Raw genomic sequence first — 26,056 nt, 5'->3', positions numbered from 1 at the left:
TGCCGGCGCTCTTTCTATTTTGTGAGGTGGAAATTTGTGTATATCGATATTACCATCGACTTAAAAAATTATGATGGCAGTGTGTTTGATTTGAGACTATCAAATTATTTACATATTAAACAAGTCATCCATATCGCCTGGCAGGCAAAACAAATCTCACTTCCTAAGCGAGAAGGCGGCTGGGTGCGAGTTGTCAATAAGAAAGCTGTGTTTTCAGGCGAATATAAGCTGTCAGACTGTGGAATCACCACAGGAGACAGGCTGGAAATACTATGAAAGGACTTTTGTAAATGGCAGATAAAAAGAGTTCCTATTTAGAAGAACAATTAGAAGTAGTGATGAAAAAAGAGGGCGGCACCTACAGTTTCATTTTTCAAAGAGAGACCATTAAACTCTTAGACGGTTTAGAAGCGGCACCGATCAAAGACATCAACCCTTCATTCAAAAAAGAGATTCAACTTACTGAAGATGAAGTCATCATTTCTATTCAACCGCCTCCTGCCTATCAGGAATTTCGTTTCATCCATGCGAAGGATGAAAAAAGCAAATGGATTTTTTCATACCAGCTTGTCGATGCAGTTTGCAAACACGACGTGAAGCGGCTGCATCCTATTGTTTCTCCTGAAAACATTGTTTTTCATCAAGGCTTAGCTCCTGCATTTTTGCATTACGGCGTCAAAGAAAGCATCCCGCCATATGAAACAGAGGAACATCGTTTATTAAAAGAAGTCAAAGCCGTCATTCTTCGAGTGGTGGACCATGAATATCAGTTTCAAGAATATGTGGCTTACAGCGAAACGCTGAAACTATCTGAACTGGCAAAAGAAATCAGCGAAACGCAGTCTTTGGAAGAATTGTCTGCCCTGATTCAGCAAAAGATCGAAGCGATTGAAACGAAAGAGAAAACGCTATTGACCATTCCGAAAAAGAAATGGAAGGTCGAACGATATGTCGGACTAGGTCTGCTTGTCCTATTAATCCCTGCTTTGGTGTACACCATTTACACCTTCTTTTTTGCGATGCCGAAACAAGAAGCGTATGTCGAGGCAAACAAATATTATCTCAACAAACAGTACAGCCAAGTGGTGGATACGTTAGAAAAATATTCAGCCAATCAAATGCCGGTCTCTCTTCAATATGAACTGGCCATTTCGTATGTACAAACAAATCAAGGCAATCTGTTACTCGATCAGCATAAAAAAGAAATCACAGATACATACACATTACAGACTGATCCGCAATATTTCCTTTTCTGGATTCATATTGGACAAGGCAATAGCAAGGAAGCACTTGATATTGCACGTGTACTTGGAGACGACCGGTACATATTTACAGCACTCGTCGCCTACCGCAATGACATTCAAAACGATGACAGTCTTTCTGCAGAAGAAAAACAAAAACAGCTAGATCCAATTATTAAGGAAATGGCGAAATATGAAGAAAAAGAAACAACGGAGACAAGCACCAATGACTCCTCGGGCGCAAGCCAAACAGATGAAACAGCTGAACAAAAAGAGCAGTCAAAAGCCGATCAAGAGAAAAAAGAGAAAGAATCTGAAGCGAAAAAGAAAACCTCTCAGACGAAAAAAGATGAGAAAAAATAATTCTTTCGATACAACTGACAGTTGGTGCTGTCCCATGAGGAGGTGGAGCGTTTGAGTCTTCTTTGGGTATTTTATGAGGAGGATTATCAAACCGTCCGTTTAGACGAGCAGTTCAATCGAGAAGCTGTGATTGGACCTGAAATAGAGCATACGGTGACAATCCCTTCACTTTCGTTTGATGAAGGGGTCATCCGTTTATCTCCCGATGAACCGAATGATGGCTTTTCCATTTATCAGGGTGAAGAGAAGAAAGGCACATTACTTCTACATGAACCGTATAAGCTTGGTACACTGACACTTATTTTAATGGAAGCACATCATGATCAACACATTTATTACCTAGGAAATAGAGTCGAGCTGTCTTTTTCACGTGAGAACAAAGATGATATCGATGTGTGGAAAGAACAAGCGCATTCCATGTTTCAAGATGCGAGCCAGTTTACTTTGGAGAAAATCGAAGGAACTTGGTATGTCATGCCTCAGGACGAAACGATTTATGTGAACGGGAAAAAAATTCACGGTCCAGAGACAATTGATGCTGGAGATGAGCTGTTCTGGAATTTTCTAACGGTGACATTGAAAGATGATGATTTATTGCAGGTGACTGCATATGAACCATTTCAAACACGTTTGGAAAAAACAAGAGCACCTAGCACAGAAACAAAACAAAAATATCCTTTATATAGACGAACACCGCGTTTAATTTATGATCTGCCAGATGACCGTGTTTCCTTTAGTTTTCCTTCGCAGGAAAGTGAAAATAACAGCAGAGGGCTTTGGCTTGTTGTCCTCCCGCCGCTTGTGATGCTTCTCGTAATGGGAATTGTCGCTCTGATCCAGCCCCGCGGGATCTTTATTGTCGTGTCGATGGCGATGTTTATCATGACGTTAATCACATCGTCTGTTCAATACTTTAAAGAGAAATCACAACGCAAAAGACGGGAAGAGAAACGGCAGCGAGTCTATTCTCTTTACTTAGAAAATAAACGAAAAGAGCTGCAAGAGCTCTACGACCGCCAGCAATATATTTTGACGTATCATTATCCGTCATTTGAACAAATGAAGTATTTAACATCAGAAATTAGCGGCCGAATTTGGGAAAAAACACTTGTGAGTGATGATTTCTTGCAGCTGCGTCTTGGGACGGGCGCAGTCCCATCAAGCTATGAACTATCGATGAGCGGCGGCGATATGGCCAATCGTGACATTGATGATTTAATGGAACAAACGCAGCATATGCAACAGGTTTATCGTGAAGTGAAGGATGTACCCATCACATTCGGTCTTGCCGATGGCCCAACTGGATTGATTGGAAAGCCAGCCATTGTGAAAAAGGAGCTTCATCAGCTTGTCGGACAGCTTGCCTTCTCGCACAGCTATCATGATTTAAGATTTGTGTTTATTTTTCATGAGCAGGAGTATGAGAATTGGGAATGGATGAAATGGCTTCCGCATTTCCAGCTGCCTCATACATACGGCAAAGGGTTTATTTATAACGAACAAACACGCGACCAGCTGTTGTCCTCGATTTATGAGATTTTACGTGAGCGTGATCTAGAAGAAGAAAAAGAGAAGAAGATCTTTACGCCTCACTTTGTGTTTATCGTGACAAATCATGAGCTCATTGCTGAACATGTGATTTTAGAATATTTAGAAGGCAGCCGAACGGACCTTGGCATCTCCATTATTTTTGCTGCTGAAACAAAGGAAAGCTTAGCTGAAAATATCTCGACGCTTGTCCGTTATATTAACGAAGAAGAAGGAGATATTCTCATTCAGCACAAGAAAGCCGTCCGAATTCCATTTCAGCTTGATACACATGAGCGCGTGGACAATGAGCTGTTTGCCAGAACGCTGAGAACATTAGATCATCAAGTTGGCATGACCAATTCGATTCCTGAAACGGTTTCCTTCCTTGATCTTTTTCATGCCAAACAGGTAGACGAGATTGGTATTCGTGAAAAATGGCTCACATCAGAAACGGCTAAATCACTCTCTGTGCCAATCGGTTATAAAGGGAAAAATGACATTGTGGATCTGAACTTGCACGAAAAAGCACACGGTCCACACGGCCTGTTGGCGGGAACAACAGGGTCAGGGAAAAGTGAATTTTTACAGACGTACATTTTATCGCTCGCTGTACACTTTCATCCGCATGAAGTCGCTTTCCTATTGATTGACTATAAAGGAGGCGGAATGGCGCAGCCGTTCCGGAATATTCCTCATTTACTTGGCACGATCACCAATATTGAAGGCAGTAAGAATTTTAGTGAAAGAGCGCTTGCCTCAATTAAAAGTGAATTGAAGAAAAGACAACGCTTGTTTGATCAATATCATGTGAATCACATCAATGATTATACGAAGCTCTATAAGGAGAAAAAGGCTGAACAGGCAATGCCTCATTTATTCTTAATCTCTGATGAGTTTGCAGAATTAAAAAGTGAAGAGCCGGACTTTATTAGAGAGCTTGTCAGTGCTGCGCGTATCGGCCGAAGCCTCGGGGTTCATCTCATTTTGGCTACCCAAAAGCCAGGCGGAGTCATCGATGATCAGATTTGGAGTAACTCCCGCTTTAAGGTCGCACTAAAAGTACAAGATGCGTCAGACAGTAAGGAAATATTGAAAAATAGTGATGCGGCGTCCATTACCGTTACAGGCCGCGGCTACCTACAAGTGGGGAACAATGAAATCTATGAATTGTTCCAATCAGCTTGGAGCGGTGCGCCGTATATGGAAGATGGCTACGGATCAGAAGATGATATTGCCATTGTGACTGATACTGGACTTATTCCGTTATCAGGGGTGAGCACAGAGCCGGCTGTGAAAAAAGAGACAGTGTCGGAGATTTCTGCTGTTGTGGATGAAATAGAACGTATGCAGCAGGAGCTTGGGATTGAGAAGCTCCCAAGTCCATGGCTTCCACCGCTCGAAGAACGGATTCCAAAATCACGTTACGCGTCAAGTGAAGAGCATGTCTTCCATTTTGCGCTTGTCGATGAGCCAGATCAACAAAGCCAGCATCCACTTTCTTATCAAATGATGGAGGATGGAAACATTGGGATCTTTGGTTCCTCCGGCTACGGAAAATCGCTTGCTGCAACAACACTGCTCATGAGCTTTGCGGAGAGATATTCACCGGAAGAATGGCATGCGTATATTTATGACTTTGGAAACGGAACATTGCTTCCGTTAGCCAAACTGCCGCACACAGCGGATTATTTCTTAATGGATCAAATGAGAAAGATTCAAAAGTCGATGACGCGTCTGCGGGAAGAGGTTGAATACCGCAAGCGATTATTCAGACAGCAAGAAATGAGTCATATCAAAATGTACAACGCCTTAAATGAGAAAAAGCTTCCATTCATTTTCATCGTGATCGACAACTTTGACATTGTCAAAGACGAAATGCATGAACTTGAATCTGAATTTATCCAGCTGAGCCGTGATGGGCAATCATTAGGAATTTACTTCTTGATTACAGCGACTCGGGTAAACGCAGTCCGTCAATCTCTTATGAACAACTTGAAAACAAAGGTCGTCCATTACTTAATGGATCAAGGAGAGGCGTACTCGATTATTGGCAGACCGAAATTTAGCTTAGAGCCGATTCCAGGACGAGTCATTATCAACAAAGAAGAGCTTTACTTTGCACAAATGTTCCTGCCAGTTGAAGGAGAGAACGATCTTGAGCTGTTTGAGCATTTGAAACAAGAGATCCAGCTTCTTCATGATCGCTTTGAATCAGCTGAAAAACCAAAACCTGTACCAATGCTTCCTGATAAACTAACCATTTGGGAGCTAGAGAGTCGCTTAGAAGAACAAAAACAGCCGTATGACATTCCAGTCGGACTAGATGAGGAATCTGTTGCTCCTGTTTACTTTGACTTGAAGAAGAATAAACACTGCCTCATCATCGGTCAAACGCAGCGAGGGAAAACAAATGTGACAAAACTGATGCTTGATCAGCTATTAGCAGCAAAACCTGAGAAGCTGGCCGTCTTTGATTCGATTGATCGGGGGCTCTCTCATTATGCAAAAGAAGAGAACATTGATTACCTTGAAACAAAGGATGATATCACCGAATGGGCCGAGGAAATAGATCGTTTATTCAAGGTGCGTGAAGAGATGTACGTCGAAGCTGTGCGCCGGGGAGAGACTGATCAGTTGTTGTTCTCTCAAATTGTGCTTGTGATTGATGGCATTACGCGTTTTCAGCAGACAATCGACCCGCGTCTTCAAGATCAGTTGGCTGATTTCATGAAGTCATATGCACACCTAGGCTTTAGCCTGATCGCGTCAGGAAATCATACCGAATTCAGTAAAGGCTATGATGCACTCACAAATGAAATCAAACAAGTTCGTCATGCTATGTTACTCATGAAAAAATCAGAGCAAAACATCATACCGCTTCCGTATGCAAGACAAGAACCAGATATTCAGCCAGGCTTCGGGTATTTGGTTGAAAACGGGAAAGAGAAGAAAATCCAGGTTCCTTTATGTGCGGTAGAAAGGAAGAGTGTTCAATGACAGAGCAGCAAAAAAGCTCCATCAAAATCGTATCGACGATGATATTGATTCTGGTTCTGCCGGTTTTATTTTTCCACCTCATTGGAGATGACCCGGCAAAACAGAAAAAGAATGCCACACGTAATATTGCTGTGGTCAATGAGGATATGGGAGCGAGCGAAAGTGAAAACACCGCTCGCTTCGGGCAGGATGTTGTCGCCGCATTATCAGAGCGTCCAGATTATACATGGACCGTAGTGAATCGGAGTGCGGCAGAAAATGGACTGAAAAGCAGAAAGTATGACGCTGTCCTCTATATTCCGTCTGATTTCTCTAAAAATGTGCTGAGCTATGATAAAGACCATCCTGAAAAGGCATCCATTCAATTTTCCATTCAAGATCAGCTCAATTCAGTCAATAAAGAGAAAGTGCAAAGAGAGCTGGAAAATGCGCAAAAGAAAATGAATGAACAGATGTCGACGTTATACTGGAGTTTTGTATCACAGGAAATCGGCAATGTCAGAGAAGAGTTTGAACATATTGTCGGGAAAGAAGTCGAATTCCAAAACACAATGTATAACTTCTATAAGCCGAATTCAAACAAACTATCAGACGCCGTTCAGCAGCAGAAGAAACAAATAGAAGAATTAAAAAATGCGATGACTGACTCGCAGAAACAGTATAAAGACGGTCTGACTACAACAGAAGAAGCAAAGAACCAGTTAAAGGACTTTGTAAAAGTAGTCGATCAATACCAGCAGTATCAAGACAAACAAAAGGACCTCTTGATCAAAGCGCAATCGACAAACCAAAAACAAATCCAGCAGGGGCTCAAACAGCTCGCTGATATCCAAAACCAAAATGCCCGCAGCTTTAGTGATCAAATGGGTGGACTCAAAACAGATATCAACGGGGTGCAAAGTCAGCTGAAAACAACTGACAGTGCCATCCAATCTGTTCAAAAGTCGAGAGAAGACGCTATTCCTGATCAATCAAAGGGATTAAAGGAACTTGTGAAGACGTCTCAGGAAGAATTGATTAGTAATTATGAAGCTCAATATCTTGCATACATAGGGGATAAAATTACTCCATTGCAAGAGCAATTGAAAGTTTCGAGAAAGGCATTGATTGAAGCAGAGAAACCGAAAGAGGATCCGAATGAGGATTCGAATAATCAAGGTGAAGACCAAAAAGACTCGACAGACGATTTGAAAATAAATCTTGAAGAAGAGACGAAGAAATTAACTGAAATCTCAACAGAAATAAATCAAGTGGCAGATGAGTTGTCTGGAAATGAAGAAACGCCACCTACTCCAGAAAATGGTGAAGAAAATCCAGAACAAACTGGGGAAACCAAATCAACGTCAATTCAATCAAAAGAGCAACTAAAAGCACTATCCCTAAAATTAGAAGAAGTGAAAAAGAATATCGAGGAGAAAACCACAGCTCATAATGATCAATTACAAGGAAAAGTCGATCTTTTGAGTAAAGTATTAAAATCTTTAACAGAAAAAATAGATAAACTAGAAGAAAAAATAATAAGAATAGAAACTAGCAACAATAAAAACATAAGTGATATAAAGAAATCCATCATCAAACAAGAATCTGCTATTACAAGAAAATTAGAACGAATAGAAACAACTCAATCTCCATTAAATCGATATACATCGAAAATGGATAAACTTAGAGATTTTAATACAAAATCAGAAAATGCATCAGAATTATTAAAGTATTCAAATGAATTAGTACATTATGAAGCATTACTTAACAGCTTCTATCAAGAGAAGGATCCTTCTTCTTTGGTCGACACCAAACCAGATGAAATCCAGTCCATCCTCTCCATCAAAAAAGAAGAAACAGAAAACTGGGATAAGCTCAAAAACCAGATGCTGACGTCAAACGAGGATGTGTCGACTTTTATTGATGAGATGCAGAAGTTTTCAGATGGCTATGCAGAATACATTTCGACTCAGCAGGCAAGCATGGAACAGGAATTAAACACAATTTCTGAAAGTGCGGACAATGTTGCGGAGCAAATGGCTGATCAAGGAGATGCAGTGTATACGGCAGACCTTGCAGGCAGTTCAATTGTTGTCAGTGCGCAGGATTCAATTGGTCAGGAAGTGCTTCGACTTTCTGAAAATATGAGTTCGTTAACCGACCGCCAAAAAGGGGTGGCGGATTATACGAATAACATTGAAGAGAGTGTGACGACGGTCCAAGAAAAAGCGGATACGCTGAATGAAAACTGGAGCAAGAATGTTCATTCCACGAAGCTTGTTCAGCAAGATTTAAAAGGTATTTTAGGAAACACATTAAGTGATCAAGGCAATAGCAACTATGTGTATAATCACTTAGCCAATCCGCTGAAAATCAGTGGTGATGTACCAGAAGAAAAAACGCAGACTGTACCGCCAGTGGTCATTTTGGTCATTGTGATGATCAGTAGTTTGTTAATTGGCTTTTTCAGCTCGTATTATGCGGCAGCTCCGATGCTGGTGAAAGGTGCACTATTTGGCATCTTAAATCTATTAGTCGGACTTATGATCAGCTTGTTCGGACTGAACATTTACAAGCTTGCAGATGATCAAGCGATTCAGTGGTCCATTTTCACGATTTTACTATTAGTGGCTTGTTCCGCCTTTATTCGCACGGCGTTCCTTTTCGGCTCCATTGCCGGCTGGATGGCAGCAACAGCGCTTATTTTCTTCTTTGTCGCACCATTAATTGATTTGGTGATGCCGAATTTCCATTTCACAAATCCAGTGACAGACGTGTACTTGTCCATCCAATATGGAAATGGAGATCACTTTGGAATGGGTGTGATAGGATTAGTGATTTTAACTGTCCTCTTCATGGTCATCCCTCTTGTGACAAAGCTATGGAAAGATAAAACAGAGGAACGTGATGTCACTCATGAGGCTTAATCTGTTCGTGAAAGGGATGGCTCTTGGTGTCATGTCCCTTTTTCTTCTCATTCCTGCTGCTTTCGCTGCTGGTGAAGATACGGATACAAATGTCAAGCCGAATGAATATCAAGAAAAAGAACTCAATATTAACTCAAGTATATTGAGGGATCAAACGAAATACGAACAAAGCAAAAAGACATCAACAGTTAAAACAGACATTCATTTTGCTGAACCGACTAAAACTCCGGGAGGGTCTCTTTCTCCGCAGCTTTTCAGTGATCTAAAAGAGAACCCGCCCAAAACATCAGTTCACATGATGGAAGAGATGAATATCTCTTTTCGAGATGCCGCTGTATCGGCACCTTCTGGCGATGATCACAAGAAGCAGTCATCCGCACTGCTTCCGATCATCTTTGGTTTCTTGATCGTCTTTGGCATCGTTGTGATGTTCATTCTGATTCCGAAGGTGAATGTGAAGGCTGAAAAGAAATAGCCTGTCTCTTTAAAAAGAGGCAGTTTTTTCTTTATGCAGATTGCTTGAAGTCATACCGTTTCACTACGTAAAATAAGGTTATCAAGGGAGGAGATTGTCATTCGAATTTCAATCGTTACAGGCGGATCAAAAGGATTTGGCCTAGCACTTGTGAACCGGCTGCTCTCACGCGGAGATCATGTGTACACAGCAGCAAGAAGCGCATCACCAATTTCTCATTCGAAGCTCACACATACACAGATCGACCTGACAGATGAGAAAGCAGCAGCCCAATGGCTTCAAGATTGTCTCACGCCGCAAACACTGACAGCAGCTGATGACATCTTATTCGTCAATAATGCTGGCATGGTGACACCAATCAAGCGTGTGGGGCAAGGCGGACAGGATACGCTTCATCAGCATTATACGCTGAATCTTGTGATTCCTGTTTTGCTGAGCCATGTGTTTGTTAAACAGACTCAATCATTTAATGGAAAGAAAACGATCGTTCATCTTTCTTCTGGAGCGGCGAAAAATCCTTATAAAGGCTGGAGTGCGTATTGCAGCTCAAAGGCAGGACTTGATATGTTTATGAGGACTTTGCATGAGGAACAGCAGGACGAGGCGTATCCAATCAACACGTTTTCATTTTCCCCAGGCACGATTGATACAGATATGCAGGGAGAGATTCGAAAATCTTCAAAACAGGACTTCGAACAAATTGATCGTTTTCAGCAATTATATGAAACAGGCACCCTGAAGAGTCCAGATGAAGTCGCATGTATTTTGCTCGATCTTATAGCGGATGATCCAGCTGGAGGCTGCGTATATGATGCACGAGAGTATGGAAAAAAGCAGTCATAACGACTGCTTTTTTCCGTCTTGTACAAGCAAAACCGGCTGATTTGACATAAGCTAATCTTGAGACTCATAGAAAATATAACAGAACATTTGAGTTTCTTTTCAGAATATGTTAGGATGCTAAAAATATAGATAAGGAGGGGTTTCCATGAGAAAGGTTACATTAATGGATGTTTACACCCATCCAGTTGCTCAAAAATATTTAAATCGTTCAGGAAAAGCCCATGCGATTGCTTGTGCTTATCACGCATTTAAACTGGCAATGAAGGCTGGAATTAACCCAGATCTCGCTGTGAAAGCAGCACTCTTGCATGACATCGGCCACTATGAATGGTATACAGCCGGCGGAGAATGGGATTACGAGACATATAGACGAAATGATATTCATGCCATTAAAGGTGCAGAGCGGGCACATAAACTGCTCATACGGCTCGGGGAGGAACCAAAAGCAGCTAAAGATATTGCACTTGCGATTCTGCTTCATACAGATTCATATTTGCCAGAGGGCGACCTTCATAAGGACACACTCCAACAAATTGTGAAGAAAGCAGATGAAATGGATGAAGAGCCGGGCGGGCACCACCATTACAGACAAATTGACGAATCACTGGCAATGAAGAAAATTGCCGATTTGGATCAGAAAGTGCAGCAGGCACTTCAGCCCATGAAACGCTCTGTTTAATATGGAATGTCTCCATGAATCGTTCCGTGCTGATCAACATACAATGTGCGAATAACGGTACGGTTAAACGCAGATGTCCCTGACGTAGTGAGTCCAGTGTATTGTACCGTGACGGAATAAGTACCTTCTTTTTTCAATTGAATAGCTGATGAGCTACTTGTTTTCACTGGATGATCCTTTTGTGCGTCTTTAAAGTAATTGGTTTCCACAGATTTGCTTAACCGTTTAATTAGACCGCTTGAATGGGTCGATGCACCTCCTGACTTCGAAGCAGCTTCTTTAATTTCTTCATTTAATGGTGAATCAAAAGATACAAGCAGCAGATAAGGAGCTCTTTTTCCAGAGTTCGATTGAATCGTCCATTTTCCAGGAACAGGTTTATTGATTTTCACATGGTGTGAATATGCGCCTTCATATGGGAAAGAAGCTTCCGATGTCTTAAGATTTGTTAAGACGTCTCCATTTGGGGCAATGATTTCGGGCTGCGACTCCTGCCTTTCATTTAACCACTGGATCGATAAGCCATTCGTTCCTTCCTCTACATAGAACGCTTCTGTTTTATCCTTTTCACTTTCTCCACCTGTCACATAAACATCTGTATTGAGCTCAGTAGAGACGGGCTCTTGTTCCTCTTTATGTTTATTTTCAGCGCTCGAGGCATTTGCCAGCAGCTGATGCTGGAACACAGGAAACATACTTGTTCCGTTTTTGATTGAATAGTGATCCCATTTTCCTGTTAAAATATTGTTTGCATAGGATAGTTTTGTGCTGTTTACTGTGACGGCACCATCATTTGTACCAAAGCTCTTTAAATACATGCCGCCTAAATACAGCGCACCGCCAAATGTTCCCCATTCCGAACCAGAGTAGGTGACATATTTATTGGGGAACGCCTCTAGCTGGTCGGTTTCACTTCGAAAAGCTGCCATCAGACCAGTTTGCAAAGAATAAAGCGCTTCGCTTTTTTGTCCAAGAATTTGCGCGAGCCAGCTCCCACCTTTGCTATATGCTAGATCCGCAAGCGGTGTCCCGTTATGAGGAGAGCCAAGAGTAATGACCTTTTCCACATAGGGATGCGCTTTGAAATACACTAGGGCGGCCTGTGTATCGACCCCTCCTTTACTATGACCAATCACTATTAGTTTTCTACCAAACGCGTCATAGATTTCTTTGAGCTTTTCTGCTAATAGTTTGCCGTTCTTTTTCATGTCCTGATCTGGGTGCAAATCTATGAATGCGCTTTCGTATCCGTTCTGAACAGCCTGCTTTGCCATATCGTTTCGGTTGGACCAAGTGTAGGAGGAGCTGTTAATACCATGAACAAAAACAAGTGGTGGTTTTGACCCGTCTTTTTGAATGGGCTCTTCTCCTTTAAACCACTTTCCTGGCGTCCCTGGGGGATCTCCAATTGTCCCTGCATACGCAAAGCTTGCAGAGGATAGAAAGAGCATGACAGCAACAATACAAATGAGTTTTTTCAAGAAAATTCACCTCTTCAAATGATTTAAATTGTTGGCAGCACCAATCTATTATACTTCTAAAAAATGTAAAAACGAACCAAATGTTAAAATATGGTATTAATGTTGTGGGGTTGCCATGAGTGACATTCACATGGGTTCATGCATACGCTGTGGGTAAATACACAAGTAAAGGGGCGGGTAGTATGGCACAACAAGGAAGTCCACAGCTTGTTTCATTAGTTGATCCATATGTTTATCAAACATTGCAGAAAGTGGTCGGTATGAGATTAATTGTGCAAACAGTGAAAGATACGGTCCGTGGGAAATTGAAGGAAGTCATGCCGGATCATATTGTCATAGAAGCGGGGGCGAAATCAGTTTTTTATGTGCGGATCCAGCAAATCGTGTCGGTGATGCCTGATCACAGTGAAAGAGTGTAACAAGCAGACGCATAGGTGTCTGCTTTTTTTCATGCTTATAGAATGTATATCTGGAAAAAGTGCATGATATACCAATTGTTCTTTTTTTTTCAAAAAATGAGGTTCTAAAAACAAGAAGCAGTTGACAGAAGGGGGGTTGAATAGTAGTTTTTTAATAAGATCAATACGTAACAGGAGGAGCATCTTTGTTAAAATCTAAAGTTCATTTTTGGACATTCCAAATATTACTTGTTTTACTCATTGTGTATGTATCAACAAAGGTTTCGTTTTTATTTCAGCCGATTATTTTATTTGCATCAACACTGTTTGTCCCCATTTTGCTGGCGGGTATTCTCTTTTTCATCTTTAATCCAATTGTTCAATTTTTGTCCAAGAAAATACCTAGAACTCTCGCTATCCTGATCATTTATCTCCTGTTCATTGGACTCATCACGTTTATCGTCAATGCTGCTGGACCGGTGATTATCTCGCAGGTTGGTGGACTTGTCAAAAGCTTCCCTGGTTATGTGACGGACATGCAGAAATTTATCAATGACTTTTCGCATTCTAAAACATTTACTTGGATGATGAGCCAAGATTATGTATCTGTCTCAAAGTTTGAACAGACGGTCGTTTCGACATTAAAGGCATTACCGGAAAACATTGCTTCAAGCATGTCTGCGGTTTTTGGCGTGATTGCGAATATTGCCTTAGCCGTCATCACAGTTCCATTTATTTTATTTTATATGCTGAAAGACGGGCATAAGTTTCCGGACAAGCTCGTACAGTTCTTGCCAATGCCTTACCGCAAGGAAGGGCTGAAGATCTTCAAAGAATTAAATGACACGCTCGCAGCTTACATCCAGGGCCAGATTATTGTCTGTTTGTTTGTCGGAGTCGCTTGTTTTATTGGATACTTATTAATAGGTGTAAAATATGCGCTTATTCTCGGTATTATCATTGCGGTCACAAATGTGATTCCATACCTTGGACCATATCTTGGAGCAGCACCAGCTGTGCTGATTGCTTTTCTTGATTCGCCTGGAAAAGCAGTGGTGACAGTGATTGTGATTCTTGTCGTGCAGCAAATTGACGGAAATGTCATTTCTCCATTGATCATTGGGAAACGCCTGAACACACATCCTTTGACCATTATCCTGTTATTAATTGGGGCAGGAAGCTTTGGCGGCATCCTTGGCATGATCTTTGCGGTTCCTGTCTATGCACTGCTCAAAGCCATCACTCTGAATATTGTCAGATTGGTTCAGCTACGTCAGCGCTCTCGCAAAGAGCAGCACTTAAACGTCTAGGGCAGATGCACAACTTTTCCCTTTTTGCATAAGATGATTGTCATAAGCAGATAGGGGGAGATTCTGATGCCTGCAATCGTTGGACCTATTCATATTGAGTCATTAGGAGGCAATGGTGCAGCTACTTTCGGTGATGTACTGGCCATTGCCCCATTAGCTGTAGACCACTCGACTGGCGGGGCAGGAGCCTTTAATTCAGGTGATTATATGTCGCTTACAAGTGATCCGAATGCGACGATGCTATGGGATTTCACATTGTTTGGCCAGCCTCAATCATTTAATGCATAGAAAGACAGCTGATGCTCACATATCAGCTGTCTTTTTTATATTGGATAGACACATATTTTCCTCATAGGCATATGATGAGGGGAGTAAAGGTGGTGGAAAGATGCCAGCGATTGTTGGGCCTATTCATATTGACCGTGTAATTGGAAATGGTTCTGCACATTTCGGTGATGTTTTTGCCATTTCGCCAAAAAGTGTCGATCACTCTGCCGGTGGATCAGGTACGTATAATGCAGGTGACTTCGTCCAATTTTTTAACAGTCCAAATGTCACATTTGTTTGGGATTCAAATCTTATTAGTCAGCAGAAGAGCTTCAATGCGTAGCCAGCTTTGAAAGGGAATTCCTTTTCTGAAGCTGTCTTTTTTTATGGTACAATGGATATGGAAGTAAGAAGGAAAAAGAGGTGTGAACAGAGCCAAATGAAAATTAGAAAAGCACACATCACAAGCGGACAACCAAAGACCTACAATGTATATTTACATGAAAATAAAAAAGAATATAAAACGCTTGTTGCCGTACCTGATATTGAATGGAGTATTTCCATTGCGTACGAGGACGAAAAAGAACAGCTGATCCATACACTCGAGCAATCCTTAATGGAAAGAGCAGAAACAGACGAAGCCCGTGAACTTGCACTAAAGATTGTGCACTGGGTCACAGAAATGTAAATATGAAAACCAGGAGTGAAAACAGCGATGAAAGAAGAATCCGTAGACTTTTATTTGCAGCAAGGGATATTTGGACATGCTGAAACAAAACCCGATGAACGAAGAATGTTTCTCGGTTCATTAAGAGAACGAGCGCTTCTTGCCCTGACAAAGGGACAGGTCTCACGAAATAAACCGTATCAAGAGGTCGAACAAGTATTAAAGGCCAACCGTCAGGCCACTGTTCTTTTAAATGGTGAGTTGTCCTATGCTTCTTATTCTCAATATGTGAAAATGGCTAATGCCGCGGGATGTTCCTTTAAAGTGGTGAATCATCATGAGGCACATTCTCCTTTTGGTCTTGTGATAGAGCTGCCAAATGCGGTCAATCAAGAGCACATCTATATAGAAGATGAGCTGTTTCAAAAGGCTTTTTCTCACGAATCTGTTGAATAGGTTTCCCTAGTGAAATGAATAAGCTATAATGAGTCAAAAGAGCATATGGGAGAGATGCGGATGGGCAAAGCATTGATTTGTATTGATTATACCGTTGATTTTGTTGCAGACGATGGAAAATTGACATGCGGAAAGCCTGGACAGGCGATTGAGCCTAAGATCACAGAGATCACTTCTTCGTTTATTGATGAAGGGCACTTTGTCGTCTTTGCAGTCGATCATCATGAGGAGCAAGACCTTTATCATCCAGAGACAAAGTTATTTCCGCCCCATAATATTCGCGGGACAAAGGGAATTGAACTTTATGGCAAACTAAGTTCACTATTTCACACGTCAAAGCATTTAAAACATGTCTACTATATGGAAAAAATAAGATACTCTGCTTTTGCAGGCACTCAATTAGAAATGAAACTGCGCGAGCGTGGCATCACTGAACTTCATTTAGCCGGCGTATGTACCGATATTTGTGTACTTCATACAGCTGTTGATGCGTACAATAAAGGCTTTGAAATTGTGATTCACGAGAATGCTGTAGCGAGTTTTAATGAAGCGGGGCACGAGTGGGCACTTTCTCACTTTGAGCAGTCGCTTGGTGCGAAAGTGGTTAAGTAAGGGAAGGAGAATGGAAGTTGGAGCATCGGTTTATTGACGACAGTTTATCACTACATACAGACCTTTATCAAATTAACATGGCAGAAACGTATTGGAGAGACGGCATTCATGAGAAGAAGGCAGTGTTTGAACTCTTCTTCAGAAAGCTTCCATTTGACAATGGCTTCGCTGTATTTGCTGGTTTAGAGAAAGCGATTGAATATTTATCGGACTTTTCCTTCACTGAAAGTGATCTAGCGTATTTAAAAGACGAACTCGGTTATAAAAGCGATTTCATTGATTATTTAAGCGGGTTGTCCTTTACAGGCTCCCTTCATTCAATGCGGGAAGGCGAAATTGTCTTTGCAAATGAGCCAATTATGCGTATCGAGGCAACGCTTGTAGAAGCGCAGCTCATTGAAACCGCCTTACTGAATATTGTGAACTTCCAGACGCTGATTGCAACAAAGGCAGCTCGGATTAAAGGAATCATTGAAGATGAGACAGCATTAGAATTTGGAACAAGACGTGCACATGAAATGGATGCTGCGATGTGGGGAGCAAGAGCGGCACTCATCGGCGGCTTTCAGGCGACAAGTAATGTTCGTGCTGGGAAGCGTTTCAACATCCCAGTGTCAGGAACACATGCTCACGCACTTGTACAAGCATACCGCGATGAATATACGGCATTTAAAAAATACGCTGAAACCCATACAGACTGTGTCTTTTTAGTCGATACGTATGATACCGTAAGATCCGGTATTCCAAATGCCATTAAGGTAGCGAAAGAATTTGGAGACAAGATCAACTTTATTGGTGTCAGACTTGATAGTGGTGACCTTGCCTACTTGTCTAAAAAAGCTAGAACGATGCTGGATGAAGCTGGATTCCATGACGCAAAAATCATTGCATCAAGTGATCTCGATGAACATACCATCATGAATTTAAAAGCACAGGGTGCCAAAATTGATGTGTGGGGTGTTGGGACAAAACTGATCACAGCATTTGACCAGCCAGCTCTCGGTGCAGTGTATAAGCTTGTGTCGATTGAAGAGAATGGTAAGATGAATGATACCATCAAAATTTCATCCAACCCAGAGAAAGTGACAACACCTGGACGTAAACGTGTGTACCGCATTATCAATCAATTGAATCATCACTCTGAGGGTGACTACATTGCGCTCGAAGAGGAAGATGTTCATAGTGAGGATAAGCTGAAAATGTTCCATCCTGTGCATACATTTATCAGCAAATTTGTCACAAACTTTGTGGCGAAGGATCTACATGTCCCGATTTTTGAACAAGGAAAACTTGTATATGACAATCCGGATATTCAAACGATTCAAGCCTATGTGCAGGAGAGCCTCGGACTTTTCTGGGAGGAATATAAACGAATCAGCAAACCAGAAGAATATCCAGTCGATTTGAGTCAAAAATGCTGGGATAACAAGATGCAGTTTATCCATGACGTGAAAAATAAAATTAAACTAGAGCTTTATGAAAGCTAATGTTGGAAGAAAGGAGATCATCAAGTCAGGTGATCTCTTTTTTTATTTTTTGACCGATTCAAAATGAACCATAAGCACAATCATTTGGTATACTGAAAGCACATCTTGTTTGTCATTGCATAAAGGAGGATTGGAGCAGTTGAGGGTGTTTGTTGCGAGACAGCCTATTTTTAACAGAAAAGAACAAGTCGTATCATACGAGCTGCTTTATAGAGATAGTGAAACCAATACATATAGCGCTGAAGATGGTGACCAAGCGACAACGGACCTCATTATTAACAGTTTTTTAAATATCGGCATCGAAACATTGACAGAAGGCAAAAGATGCTACATTAATTTCACCGAAAGCTTACTTTCGTCTGATCTGCTCACCTATTTTGATCCGCATCAGCTTGTGATCGAGATATTAGAAAATGTCCCGATTACCCCGGCACTTATTATGAGATGTAAGGAATTAAAAAAATGGGGATATACGATTGCACTTGATGATTTTTTTCTAAGCGGATCACATTTCAGTGACAAGTTGCTTGAGGAACTCCTCTATTGCATTGATATTTTAAAAATTGACTTTCTAAAGACCACATCGGAAGAACGTAGAAAAATTCTACATACCTATAAAAAATATCGACTTCGTTTCCTTGCAGAAAAGGTGGAAACGCGAAGAGAATATGAAGAAGCGCTAGAAGCCGGCTTCCATTTGTTTCAAGGGTATTTCTTTAGTGAGCCGCATGTTATATCAGGACGAGCATTATCGACCAGCTTCCATGCGTACCACCAGCTATTAAATGAGCTGAGCAAGGAACAGCCGAATATCCAGGTTGTGACCCATTTTATTGAAAGTGACCTTTCGCTATCATACCAATTATTAAAAATGCTCAATTCAGGCGGCATGAGACGTCTTTATCAAATCAAAAGTATCCGGCAGGCGATTATTCTGCTTGGTTTTAATGAAATTAGGCGGTGGATCTTTATTCTTTCATTTAAAGAATTGAATGTTCAAGCCAACTCAAGCCAAAAAGAAATTATTAAAATGTCCTTCATTCGGGCAAAAACGTGTGAACTGATTGCAAGTCGTACTGAACGAGAGCACCCAGCCTCTTATATGCTGACAGGCATGTTTTCTCTCATTGATACACTTGTCAGGGCAGATATCACAGAACTTGTAAAAGAGTTGCCACTTTCTGATGAAGTTGGTGAGGCACTGCTTGGCTATGAAAATGATTATTCATTTGTGCTAGATGTCGCCAAACGGATTGAACGAAATGAATGGGATCATGAGATGTTAGATGGGAATCTCCCGAAGCAAGAAGCCTACGGATGTTATATAGAAGCCATTGAATGGTGTCATAAAATGTTTGAATCATAAAAGCCGCCCACGCTGAGAGCGGCTTTTTTTGTTATGCCCACTGTAAAAGGAGAAAAAGTCTGCTAGAGGCAAGAGACAAGTAGATACGAATGCCTTCTGGACTAAAGCGGATGTCAATACCACTTTTCACACCGATTTGTTTCAGCATTCGGATGACACTTGTCGAATCAGAGCGCTCAGCAGCCTCCATCATCCGCTGTGCAAACGAAAGGGAGCTGGAAATCTGCTGTGTAATAAGTGAAGCATCAGCAACAAGTCGGGCTGATTCCTTTGCGGCTCGTTGAAATGAGTGGGCATCTACTGGAGGAAAAGTCATAGGCGTGCGCGGATATGCACGGCTCATTGCGGGACCCTGCAAAGCAGGATAAGGAACATAGTAAAACACATGGTCACCTCTTCTCTCATTGACGTGAAATTGGACGGATATCTGTTCTAAATGTATGTAGAAAATCAGAATAAAGAATCAAAGTCATCTTTCTATCTTTATAAATCCAACATAAAAATAGGTACTTTTGCGGTCAATTTCGGTGAATGTCGCCAAAAAATTGCGGTGTCCACAAAGGGGCCTGTCGTCTGACCTATAACACGCAAAACCGAGGTTACAAGAGGGATCGTATGTTCTGTTGTGAGAGAAGTGTGACGAATGATGCCTATTCTTGTCGCAAAAATGACGGAGTTCCTTTGAAATTAAGATAAAAGTATGATTTGAAAAGTCAGAAAATGATGAAAAAAGACCTATTGAATTTTGCGGTATCACGCACACATTTTGTGCATACTTTTCGGTGAAAAAATACTCAATTACATTTACACTGTTAGTAACAGATCAAATACTTATGACCCAATCACCATACACAAATACATTGATCTTCCAAAAAAGGAGAGTGGAATCGATGGAAAAGTATGAAATCGAAGAACTTAAACAATTATTATGGAAACTTGAAAACGAAATTAGAGAAACAACGGCTTCTCTTCATAACATTAACAAAAGCATTGATCAGTACGACAAATATGAATATGTGAAAATTTCTTAAAGACTTGATAATCATCAAGTCTTTTTTTTATCCAAATACATACAAAAAAAGGATATATTATTATATAATTGTTAAATAGTGATGTCAGTGGACATTTGCTCAAGTCTTTTTAGTAAAATAAAAGGCGGAAGGGTGAGGGACAAGACCGAGTATGCTAAACTATCTAGAGAATACAAAAATCAAGCAGAATATGTCTGATTTTATTCAACATGCAGTCAGGCAGAATGATTTACAAAAGCTGCTTCTAGAATTTACAGATATAAAGAATGAATTTCCCTTTGGGCAATTAGCTTACAAGCATTATGAGGCATTTGGCGGACAAGACAAGCAAGCGATTACACAATTGGCAGCAGGGATTGAACTTCTCATCTTATCAGCCGATATATTAGATGATATTGAAGATCAGGATAAAGATTCTTATCCTTGGATGAACGTCAACCAAGGAGTGGCCATCAATGCTTCTACGTATTTGTATACACTGAGTATCCAACTCATCACATCAATAGGTGAAAATGATTTTCAACTAATTGAGAAACTGTTCCAACTCATCAAACGGTCAATGGAAGGACAGCATGAGGATTTGCGTCATTTGCATGGAACAGAAGAAGAGTGTGTAGAGGTTTTAAGGAAAAAATCAGGATCTTTAACAGCTCTTGCTAGTGTACTGGGTGCTTATTTAGCGACGGGAAAAATCAACTCAACTGTGGAATCATATTCAATATGTTATGGTGTTGCTGAACAGATCAGTAACGATTTTTTTGCGTTATTTTCGAAAACAAACGGAGACTTTCTTAAAAAACAAACATTGGCATTTAGCTATTTACAAAGAGGCTTTAACGATGCCAGTCAAGAGATTCTTACGTTCTTTTCTAGTCGTTTAGATGAGTCAGAACAAAAGTCATTTCAGCTGAAGCAGAAATTACTTGAAGCAGGTTTGACTCAGTACATGGTATCAATGAGAGAGATTATGCTGTTAAAAATGAGGCAAGGGATTGACAAACTCGAATTGCCTAAAACAAAGAGGGAACAATTGTATGCATTTATGACAAAGGAGGGCAATGATTGAACATTCAAAATATCATTGCATATCTAATAAAAAACCCAGGTGTGGTCGATGAATTGATATCTGGAAATGCCAGCTTAATTCATGCTGACGCACAAACAACTGCTGCCATAATACAGGGGGTAAAAAAAGAATATATGAGTGCAAAATACATCTGGGAGTATTAATTTAAAGTTCAAACCAGTATGATGATTTAATGATCTTTCTTAAGGATGTTTTTAAACATGAAAAAGCTTACCTATACAAAATTGTCCACGTTTCTTGTATTTTTATCTTTTTTATTTGTGATCTATATTTCATATATCTATGTATTTGATATTTTTAATGGTGCACGTGTAGAAAAGAATGCTAATGGTCAAACGGAAGTTGTTGACGTTGAATATCTTTCTTTAGCTTATTCGTCGGGGTTAAAAGAAGGAGATATTATACTAAAGATAAACGGACAATCTAATTTAATTCAAGACCACATGATCAATGGTAAGCTTAGAAATGTACAAAGAATTGATATACAAAGAGGCAACCAAATTATATCACTTAAAAATAAGACATTGATTGGTCGCGAAAGTTTATTTGTCTATTTAATTCCTCTTCTTCTATATTCAATATGCTTATTCTGTATCTTTTTTATTATTAAAATTAACAAAGAACCGCAACGGAAATCTGCATTTTTATTAATTTTATTCTTACTGTCAATTTGTGTTGGATATCTAAGTGCAGGTACGTCAGGAATTGGTGATAGATTTAGCCATTATGTTCTACTATTGTGTTTATCAAGTGTGTCTATCTTATATATCCATTTTATCTATCAATATTTCAAGGAATTTGATGTGCATTTAACGAATCCAAAGCTCATCAGGTACTTATATTTGATCCCTATCTTTAACCTTGCCGTACATAGCTTGGTTTCGGTTTCATCTGAATTGAGAAAATATGTTCCTAGTATTAGTTTACTGTTTTTTTTCGGAACAGTTTTAATAGCTCTTTATTTAATAGTCAGAGGAATGAAGAAATATAAAAAAACAGCACATGGTTCTGTTTTAAAGTTTTTTGCCATTATGAATGTTTTGTCGTTCAGTCCATTCATTCTATTTTTTGTTATACCCTATGTGTTTTTTGATAAGTATTTGATTGATCCTTTTATTTTGACATCAATCGTTTTGTTAATTCCTTTTTCCCTTGTATACCAATTCATGACGAACAAACTTTACAATATGGATTTCTTGATTAGTAGACTGAGGTACTATGGCTTTCTAGCCATCACACCGACCATTTTTGTTGTTGTCACGTTTTACATTCTGCAAAAACCAGAAGATTTAAAGTACACTCTGAAGCTCGCATTAATCACCTATGCGCTTATGCTTGCTGTCTTTTATTTTAAAGAAATTCTAGATTTCCGCTTCCGGCTGAAACGTTTTTCAGAAAAGCATAATTATCAGGACAGTGTGTTTAAATTTACTCAGCTCATTCGTGAGGCGTCATCACTTCACCAAGTGTTATATCATTTGAAATACACCATTTTAGAAGTGCTGGTTGTGAATAAAGCCTTTGTGCTTGAAGTGAAGCCAGATGGACAGATTGAAGAGATTGATGAATCTTCAGGTGATAGCAATCTATGGAAAGAGTATGTGGATCAATTTCAGGATATTTTAGGGGAAGTCGGGAAAATCATTGAGCTTGATAAAGGGTTCATGATGAAAATTGGCGAGCGGGGCGGTCACTCATTTGTGATTTGCTGTTTATCCAATTTACAGACACCAAAATTGACGCGTGATGAGATTTCTTGGCTGAAAACATTGGCATTTTACACAAGTGTCAGTTTAGAAAATGTCGTCAAGATTGAAGAATTGATGGAGCATCTTGAAGATTTGAAGCAGCGTGAAGCGAACCCTGCTTGGCTGAAAAAAGTCATGTTTGCGATGGAGGAAAAACAGCGCTCCGATTTAGCGAGGGATCTTCATGATTCCGTGCTGCAGGATTTGATATCGCTGAAAAGACAGTCAGAGATGTTTTTAACGAATTTCCAAAACGATCAATGCCCAACGTCTATTGAACAATCGCTTATCTCATGGAATGAACAAATGTCTAAGGTGATTCAAACGACGAGAGAAACATGTCATGAACTTCGGCCGCAGCTGCTGTACGATTTAGGTTTAGTGAAGGCGATATCGAAGCTGACTTCTCAAATTCAGGAGGAAGCACCATTTCATATTCGGCTGAATACGACACGCTTTGATAAGGAGCTGGACATTGATATTGACTCCCAGCTCAATATATACCGAATTGTTCAGGAGCTGTTATCCAATGCCTTGAAACATTCTCAAGCCAGCCAAGTGCTTGTAATGCTGATTTGTATTAAAGATCAGGTTGTTCTTCACTACGAGGATGATGGAGTTGGGTTTGACGCAAGACATCTTGATCAGCACACCATGAGCATGGGCCTTTCTGGCATCAGAGAACGAGTCAAGGCGTTAAATGGGAAGCTTCACATTCACACAGCACCTGAAAAAGGGCTGAAGGTGAAAATTGAAATGGAATTGTAACGATTTATTAAGGAATAAGACTTGGCATCTGCCAAGTCTTTTATATAAAATGGAAGTGAGTGATTTAAAGGGAGGAAGACATGAAGAAGATATTGGTCATTGATGATCATCCGGCTGTCATGGAAGGGACAAAAAGCATATTAGAATCAGATCAACAGCTATCAGTCGATTGTTTAAGTCCTGATGCAGAAGCCGCCTTTTTAAAGACGCATGACTTTTCCATCTATGATGTGATTTTGATGGATTTAAATCTCGGGGATATCAATGGAATGGACATTGCGAAACAAATTCTAGAAACCAACCAACAAGTGAAAATCATCATTTATACAGGGTATGAAGTAGATGATTATTTTGAAGAGGCCATTCGGGCTGGATTGCACGGTGCAATTAGTAAAACAGAGACAAAAGACAAAATTATTGAATACATACACCGCACATTGCAAGGAGAAGTTGTCATTCAGCTATCCTATTTAAAGAAATTAATTTCACAGCAGCAAGAAAAGCCAGAACAGGCGCAGCAGACCGATCACGAGCTGTTAACAGAGCGAGAGTGTTTGATACTGAGAGAAGTGGAAAAAGGATACACGAACCAAGAGATTGCCGATGTGCTGCATTTGAGCAAACGCTCAATTGAATACAGCTTGACGTCCATCTTTAATAAGCTGAATGTTGGCTCTCGAACCGAAGCGGTGTTAATTGCAAAATCTGAAAGTGTGTTGTAAACGTGTGAAGGGAGAGAACCCTGATGGAAGTGAGTGGATCAAATACACTGCTTGAGGCACTGGGAATTGAGATTGTAGAGTGTAATGAGTCACGATGTGTAGCAACAATGCCAGTCGATCACAGAACAAAACAGCCATTTGGACTGCTGCACGGAGGAGCATCTGCTGCTCTAGCAGAAACAGTGGCAAGCATGGGGGCTGCGGCTCATTTAGACTTAACTCAGCAAGTTTGCTCAGGGATTGAAATTAATGCCAATCACTTAAAATCTGTACGTGATGGAGTAGTGACAGCGACGGCTGTTCCGGTACATGTAGGGCGCCGTACAATGGTATTTCAAATTGATATTAAAGATGATCGAGACCGGCACATCTGTACGTCAAGATGCACACTTGCTGTCATTGATCGCATATAAAAAAGCTCCCGGTGCAGCGGAAGCTTTTTTTTAGGTTGGATTGATTCATAAAAAGAAGATCCCCGCATGTGAGGATCTTCTTTCGGTTTATAAGTACGAGTCTTCTTTGCGTTTAATCACGAAGTTACGAAAACCACCATAATCATCTTGTACACTTCGTTTGTCCATCTTGACACCAGTATTGTAGGCGGCTCTTCCGATCAAGTGTGCGCCGACCGGAGCTGTTAAAAAGATAAAGACAATCCCAAGTAGAATCTTCGCAGAAATAATACCTGCAAGAAACCATTCGTGAAAGAATACCCCAACTAATATGAGGACAACACCAAGTGTCGATGCTTTTGATGCAGCATGCATACGTGTATAAACATCCGGCAGGCGAAGAACGCCAATGGCTGAAATGAGACAAAGGATGGCGCCGAGCAGGATAAAGAAAATGACAATAGCTTTAGCGATGACGATCATTTTCAATCACTTCCCCTTTCTCAAGGAATTTGGAAAAAGCGACAGTGCCGATAAAGGCAAGGATACCGAGCAGTAAAATAATTTCAAAGAACGTTGTCGTTTTCAGCAAAATAGAAACGATAGCTGTCATCCCAATTAAATTGATTCCTATCGCATCAAGTGCACTTACACGATCAGGAATAGAGGGACCTTTGATCACTCGAATAACAAACAGAAGGGTGGACAGGGCAAGAATACCAAGTGAAATTTGTAAGATGATCTCCATTACTTGCCACTCACCTCCTGAATCGCTTTTTCAAATGAAACCCGGATATCATGAATGGCTTTTTCCGCATCTTCAATATCCATTGCATGAATGTACAAAATCGAACGATCATCAGAAATATCTATGACCAGTGTACCTGGTGTCAATGTAATCATGTTAGAAAGGATGCTAATTTCCCAATCCGTTTTCAAGTCCGTACGAAAGGCAAAAATACCGGGCTTTATTGTGAGCTTTGGAGATAATACGGTCTTTAATACACTTAAATTGGCAAGAAGCAGCTCCCGAATAAAAATCAATAAGAGCTTGAAAATTGCATAAAGGGCATACCCGTAAAAACGCTGTGGGAAAAATCGCCGAAGCATAAAAATGGCGACCATCCCTAGTGCAAAGCCTGATACAAAGTCTGCTGCTCTGTATGTATCATTCATAAACATCCAGGTAAAGGCGAGGAGAGCGTTTAATAATATTTGAAAGGCCATGTT

The 26,056-nt window shown here is 40.5% G+C and carries 27 protein-coding genes; 22 read left to right on the top strand and 5 right to left on the bottom strand.

The features are described 5' to 3' along the window. The first annotated feature begins 36 nt into the window (after positions 1-36). From MHI16_RS14855 to MHI16_RS14825, 7 genes are all read left to right on the top strand, one after another. Complete coding sequence (locus MHI16_RS14855; protein WP_003213579.1) at positions 37-276, top strand: EsaB/YukD family protein; 240 nt, start codon at positions 37-39, stop codon at positions 274-276. A 14-nt stretch (positions 277-290) separates the two neighbouring features. Next, positions 291-1,604, top strand: coding sequence for a type VII secretion protein EssB (gene essB, locus MHI16_RS14850; RefSeq protein WP_058013779.1), 1,314 nt, complete (start codon positions 291-293; stop codon positions 1,602-1,604). 51 nt (positions 1,605-1,655) lie between these two features. Then, complete coding sequence (gene essC, locus MHI16_RS14845) at positions 1,656-6,131, top strand: type VII secretion protein EssC (protein WP_058013780.1); 4,476 nt, start codon at positions 1,656-1,658, stop codon at positions 6,129-6,131. Beyond that, positions 6,128-9,037, top strand: a complete 2,910-nt coding sequence (gene esaA, locus MHI16_RS14840) for a type VII secretion protein EsaA (protein ID WP_058013781.1) — start codon at positions 6,128-6,130, stop codon at positions 9,035-9,037. Before essC ends, esaA begins: the two co-directional genes overlap by 4 nt. Next, positions 9,018-9,512, top strand: coding sequence for a type VII secretion protein EssA (gene essA, locus MHI16_RS14835; protein WP_058013782.1), 495 nt, complete (start codon positions 9,018-9,020; stop codon positions 9,510-9,512). The genes esaA and essA overlap by 20 nt, the downstream gene beginning before the upstream one ends. A gap of 99 nt (positions 9,513-9,611) precedes the next feature. Further along, positions 9,612-10,355: a (S)-benzoin forming benzil reductase gene (locus tag MHI16_RS14830; protein ID WP_058013783.1), complete on the top strand. Its 744-nt coding sequence runs from the start codon at positions 9,612-9,614 to the stop codon at positions 10,353-10,355. 145 nt (positions 10,356-10,500) lie between these two features. After that, positions 10,501-11,034 carry an HD domain-containing protein gene (locus MHI16_RS14825; protein WP_003212819.1) on the top strand — a complete coding sequence of 178 codons (534 nt, stop codon included), beginning with the start codon at positions 10,501-10,503 and terminating at the stop codon, positions 11,032-11,034. Here MHI16_RS14825 and MHI16_RS14820 read toward each other — a convergent pair. After that, entirely contained in the window at positions 11,031-12,515 is a 1,485-nt protein-coding gene (locus MHI16_RS14820; protein WP_268466595.1) for an alpha/beta hydrolase, read from the bottom strand. The two genes, MHI16_RS14825 and MHI16_RS14820, sit on opposite strands and share 4 nt — an antisense overlap. A gap of 182 nt (positions 12,516-12,697) precedes the next feature. Between MHI16_RS14820 and MHI16_RS14815 the strand changes: the two genes are divergently transcribed. The 9 genes from MHI16_RS14815 (at position 12,698) to MHI16_RS14775 (ending at position 19,078) form a co-directional block, all read left to right on the top strand. After that, positions 12,698-12,934: a YuzF family protein gene (locus MHI16_RS14815; protein WP_003213721.1), complete on the top strand. Its 237-nt coding sequence runs from the start codon at positions 12,698-12,700 to the stop codon at positions 12,932-12,934. A gap of 185 nt (positions 12,935-13,119) precedes the next feature. Continuing rightward, a complete protein-coding gene (locus MHI16_RS14810) occupies positions 13,120-14,223 on the top strand; it encodes an AI-2E family transporter (protein ID WP_058013785.1) in 1,104 nt (367 codons plus the stop codon). A gap of 66 nt (positions 14,224-14,289) precedes the next feature. Continuing rightward, on the top strand, positions 14,290-14,511 hold the full coding sequence (locus MHI16_RS14805; protein ID WP_003213446.1) for a spore germination protein: 222 nt from the start codon (positions 14,290-14,292) through the stop codon (positions 14,509-14,511). A gap of 100 nt (positions 14,512-14,611) precedes the next feature. Continuing rightward, on the top strand, positions 14,612-14,833 hold the full coding sequence (locus tag MHI16_RS14800) for a spore germination protein (RefSeq protein WP_034317131.1): 222 nt from the start codon (positions 14,612-14,614) through the stop codon (positions 14,831-14,833). A gap of 96 nt (positions 14,834-14,929) precedes the next feature. After that, positions 14,930-15,178, top strand: coding sequence for a YueH family protein (locus tag MHI16_RS14795; protein ID WP_058013786.1), 249 nt, complete (start codon positions 14,930-14,932; stop codon positions 15,176-15,178). Between the two features lie 27 nt (positions 15,179-15,205). Next, entirely contained in the window at positions 15,206-15,613 is a 408-nt protein-coding gene (locus MHI16_RS14790; RefSeq protein ID WP_058013787.1) for a YueI family protein, read from the top strand. 60 nt (positions 15,614-15,673) lie between these two features. Beyond that, complete coding sequence (locus MHI16_RS14785; RefSeq protein WP_058013788.1) at positions 15,674-16,225, top strand: isochorismatase family cysteine hydrolase; 552 nt, start codon at positions 15,674-15,676, stop codon at positions 16,223-16,225. Positions 16,226-16,242: 17 nt separating this feature from the next. Further along, positions 16,243-17,712 (top strand): nicotinate phosphoribosyltransferase, encoded by a 1,470-nt coding sequence (locus MHI16_RS14780; protein ID WP_058013789.1) that lies wholly within the window; start codon positions 16,243-16,245, stop codon positions 17,710-17,712. 139 nt (positions 17,713-17,851) lie between these two features. Beyond that, positions 17,852-19,078 carry an HDOD domain-containing protein gene (locus MHI16_RS14775; protein ID WP_012011110.1) on the top strand — a complete coding sequence of 409 codons (1,227 nt, stop codon included), beginning with the start codon at positions 17,852-17,854 and terminating at the stop codon, positions 19,076-19,078. A gap of 31 nt (positions 19,079-19,109) precedes the next feature. Here MHI16_RS14775 and MHI16_RS14770 read toward each other — a convergent pair whose 3' ends face one another. Next, the gene (locus MHI16_RS14770) at positions 19,110-19,463 is read right to left on the bottom strand and encodes a hypothetical protein (protein WP_058013790.1); all 354 of its coding nucleotides are present in this window, start codon (positions 19,461-19,463) and stop codon (positions 19,110-19,112) included. A gap of 505 nt (positions 19,464-19,968) precedes the next feature. Between MHI16_RS14770 and degQ the strand changes: the two genes are divergently transcribed. The 6 genes from degQ to MHI16_RS14740 all read left to right on the top strand — a co-directional run bounded on the left by degQ (position 19,969) and on the right by MHI16_RS14740 (position 24,847). Continuing rightward, entirely contained in the window at positions 19,969-20,109 is a 141-nt protein-coding gene (gene degQ, locus MHI16_RS14765) for a degradation enzyme regulation protein DegQ (RefSeq protein ID WP_003213123.1), read from the top strand. Between the two features lie 151 nt (positions 20,110-20,260). Continuing rightward, a complete protein-coding gene (locus tag MHI16_RS14760) occupies positions 20,261-21,175 on the top strand; it encodes a polyprenyl synthetase family protein (RefSeq protein WP_061409480.1) in 915 nt (304 codons plus the stop codon). Next, on the top strand, positions 21,172-21,339 hold the full coding sequence (gene comX, locus MHI16_RS14755; RefSeq protein WP_081042274.1) for a competence pheromone ComX: 168 nt from the start codon (positions 21,172-21,174) through the stop codon (positions 21,337-21,339). Before MHI16_RS14760 ends, comX begins: the two co-directional genes overlap by 4 nt. Before the next feature lie 57 nt (positions 21,340-21,396). Further along, the gene (locus MHI16_RS14750; protein WP_144461870.1) at positions 21,397-23,712 is read left to right on the top strand and encodes an ATP-binding protein; all 2,316 of its coding nucleotides are present in this window, start codon (positions 21,397-21,399) and stop codon (positions 23,710-23,712) included. Positions 23,713-23,792: 80 nt separating this feature from the next. Then, entirely contained in the window at positions 23,793-24,434 is a 642-nt protein-coding gene (locus tag MHI16_RS14745) for a response regulator transcription factor (protein WP_058013793.1), read from the top strand. 23 nt (positions 24,435-24,457) lie between these two features. Beyond that, positions 24,458-24,847 (top strand): hotdog fold thioesterase, encoded by a 390-nt coding sequence (locus tag MHI16_RS14740; protein ID WP_003213775.1) that lies wholly within the window; start codon positions 24,458-24,460, stop codon positions 24,845-24,847. 87 nt (positions 24,848-24,934) lie between these two features. Here MHI16_RS14740 and mnhG read toward each other — a convergent pair whose 3' ends face one another. The 3 genes from mnhG to MHI16_RS14725 are packed head-to-tail and all read right to left on the bottom strand — an operon-like array spanning position 24,935 to position 26,053. Then, complete coding sequence (gene mnhG, locus MHI16_RS14735; protein ID WP_003213369.1) at positions 24,935-25,309, bottom strand: monovalent cation/H(+) antiporter subunit G; 375 nt, start codon at positions 25,307-25,309, stop codon at positions 24,935-24,937. Next, positions 25,293-25,574 (bottom strand): Na(+)/H(+) antiporter subunit F1, encoded by a 282-nt coding sequence (locus tag MHI16_RS14730; RefSeq protein WP_012011105.1) that lies wholly within the window; start codon positions 25,572-25,574, stop codon positions 25,293-25,295. Before MHI16_RS14730 ends, mnhG begins: the two co-directional genes overlap by 17 nt. Then, positions 25,574-26,053 carry a Na+/H+ antiporter subunit E gene (locus MHI16_RS14725; protein ID WP_058013794.1) on the bottom strand — a complete coding sequence of 160 codons (480 nt, stop codon included), beginning with the start codon at positions 26,051-26,053 and terminating at the stop codon, positions 25,574-25,576. The genes MHI16_RS14730 and MHI16_RS14725 overlap by 1 nt, the downstream gene beginning before the upstream one ends. Positions 26,054-26,056: the final 3 nt, after the last annotated feature.

The organism is Bacillus sp. FSL K6-0923 (assembly GCF_038630825.1).
Classification (GTDB): domain Bacteria; phylum Bacillota; class Bacilli; order Bacillales; family Bacillaceae; genus Bacillus; species Bacillus pumilus.
Note: the sequence above shows the minus strand (reverse complement) of the source record. Positions and strands in the feature narration are given on the sequence as shown.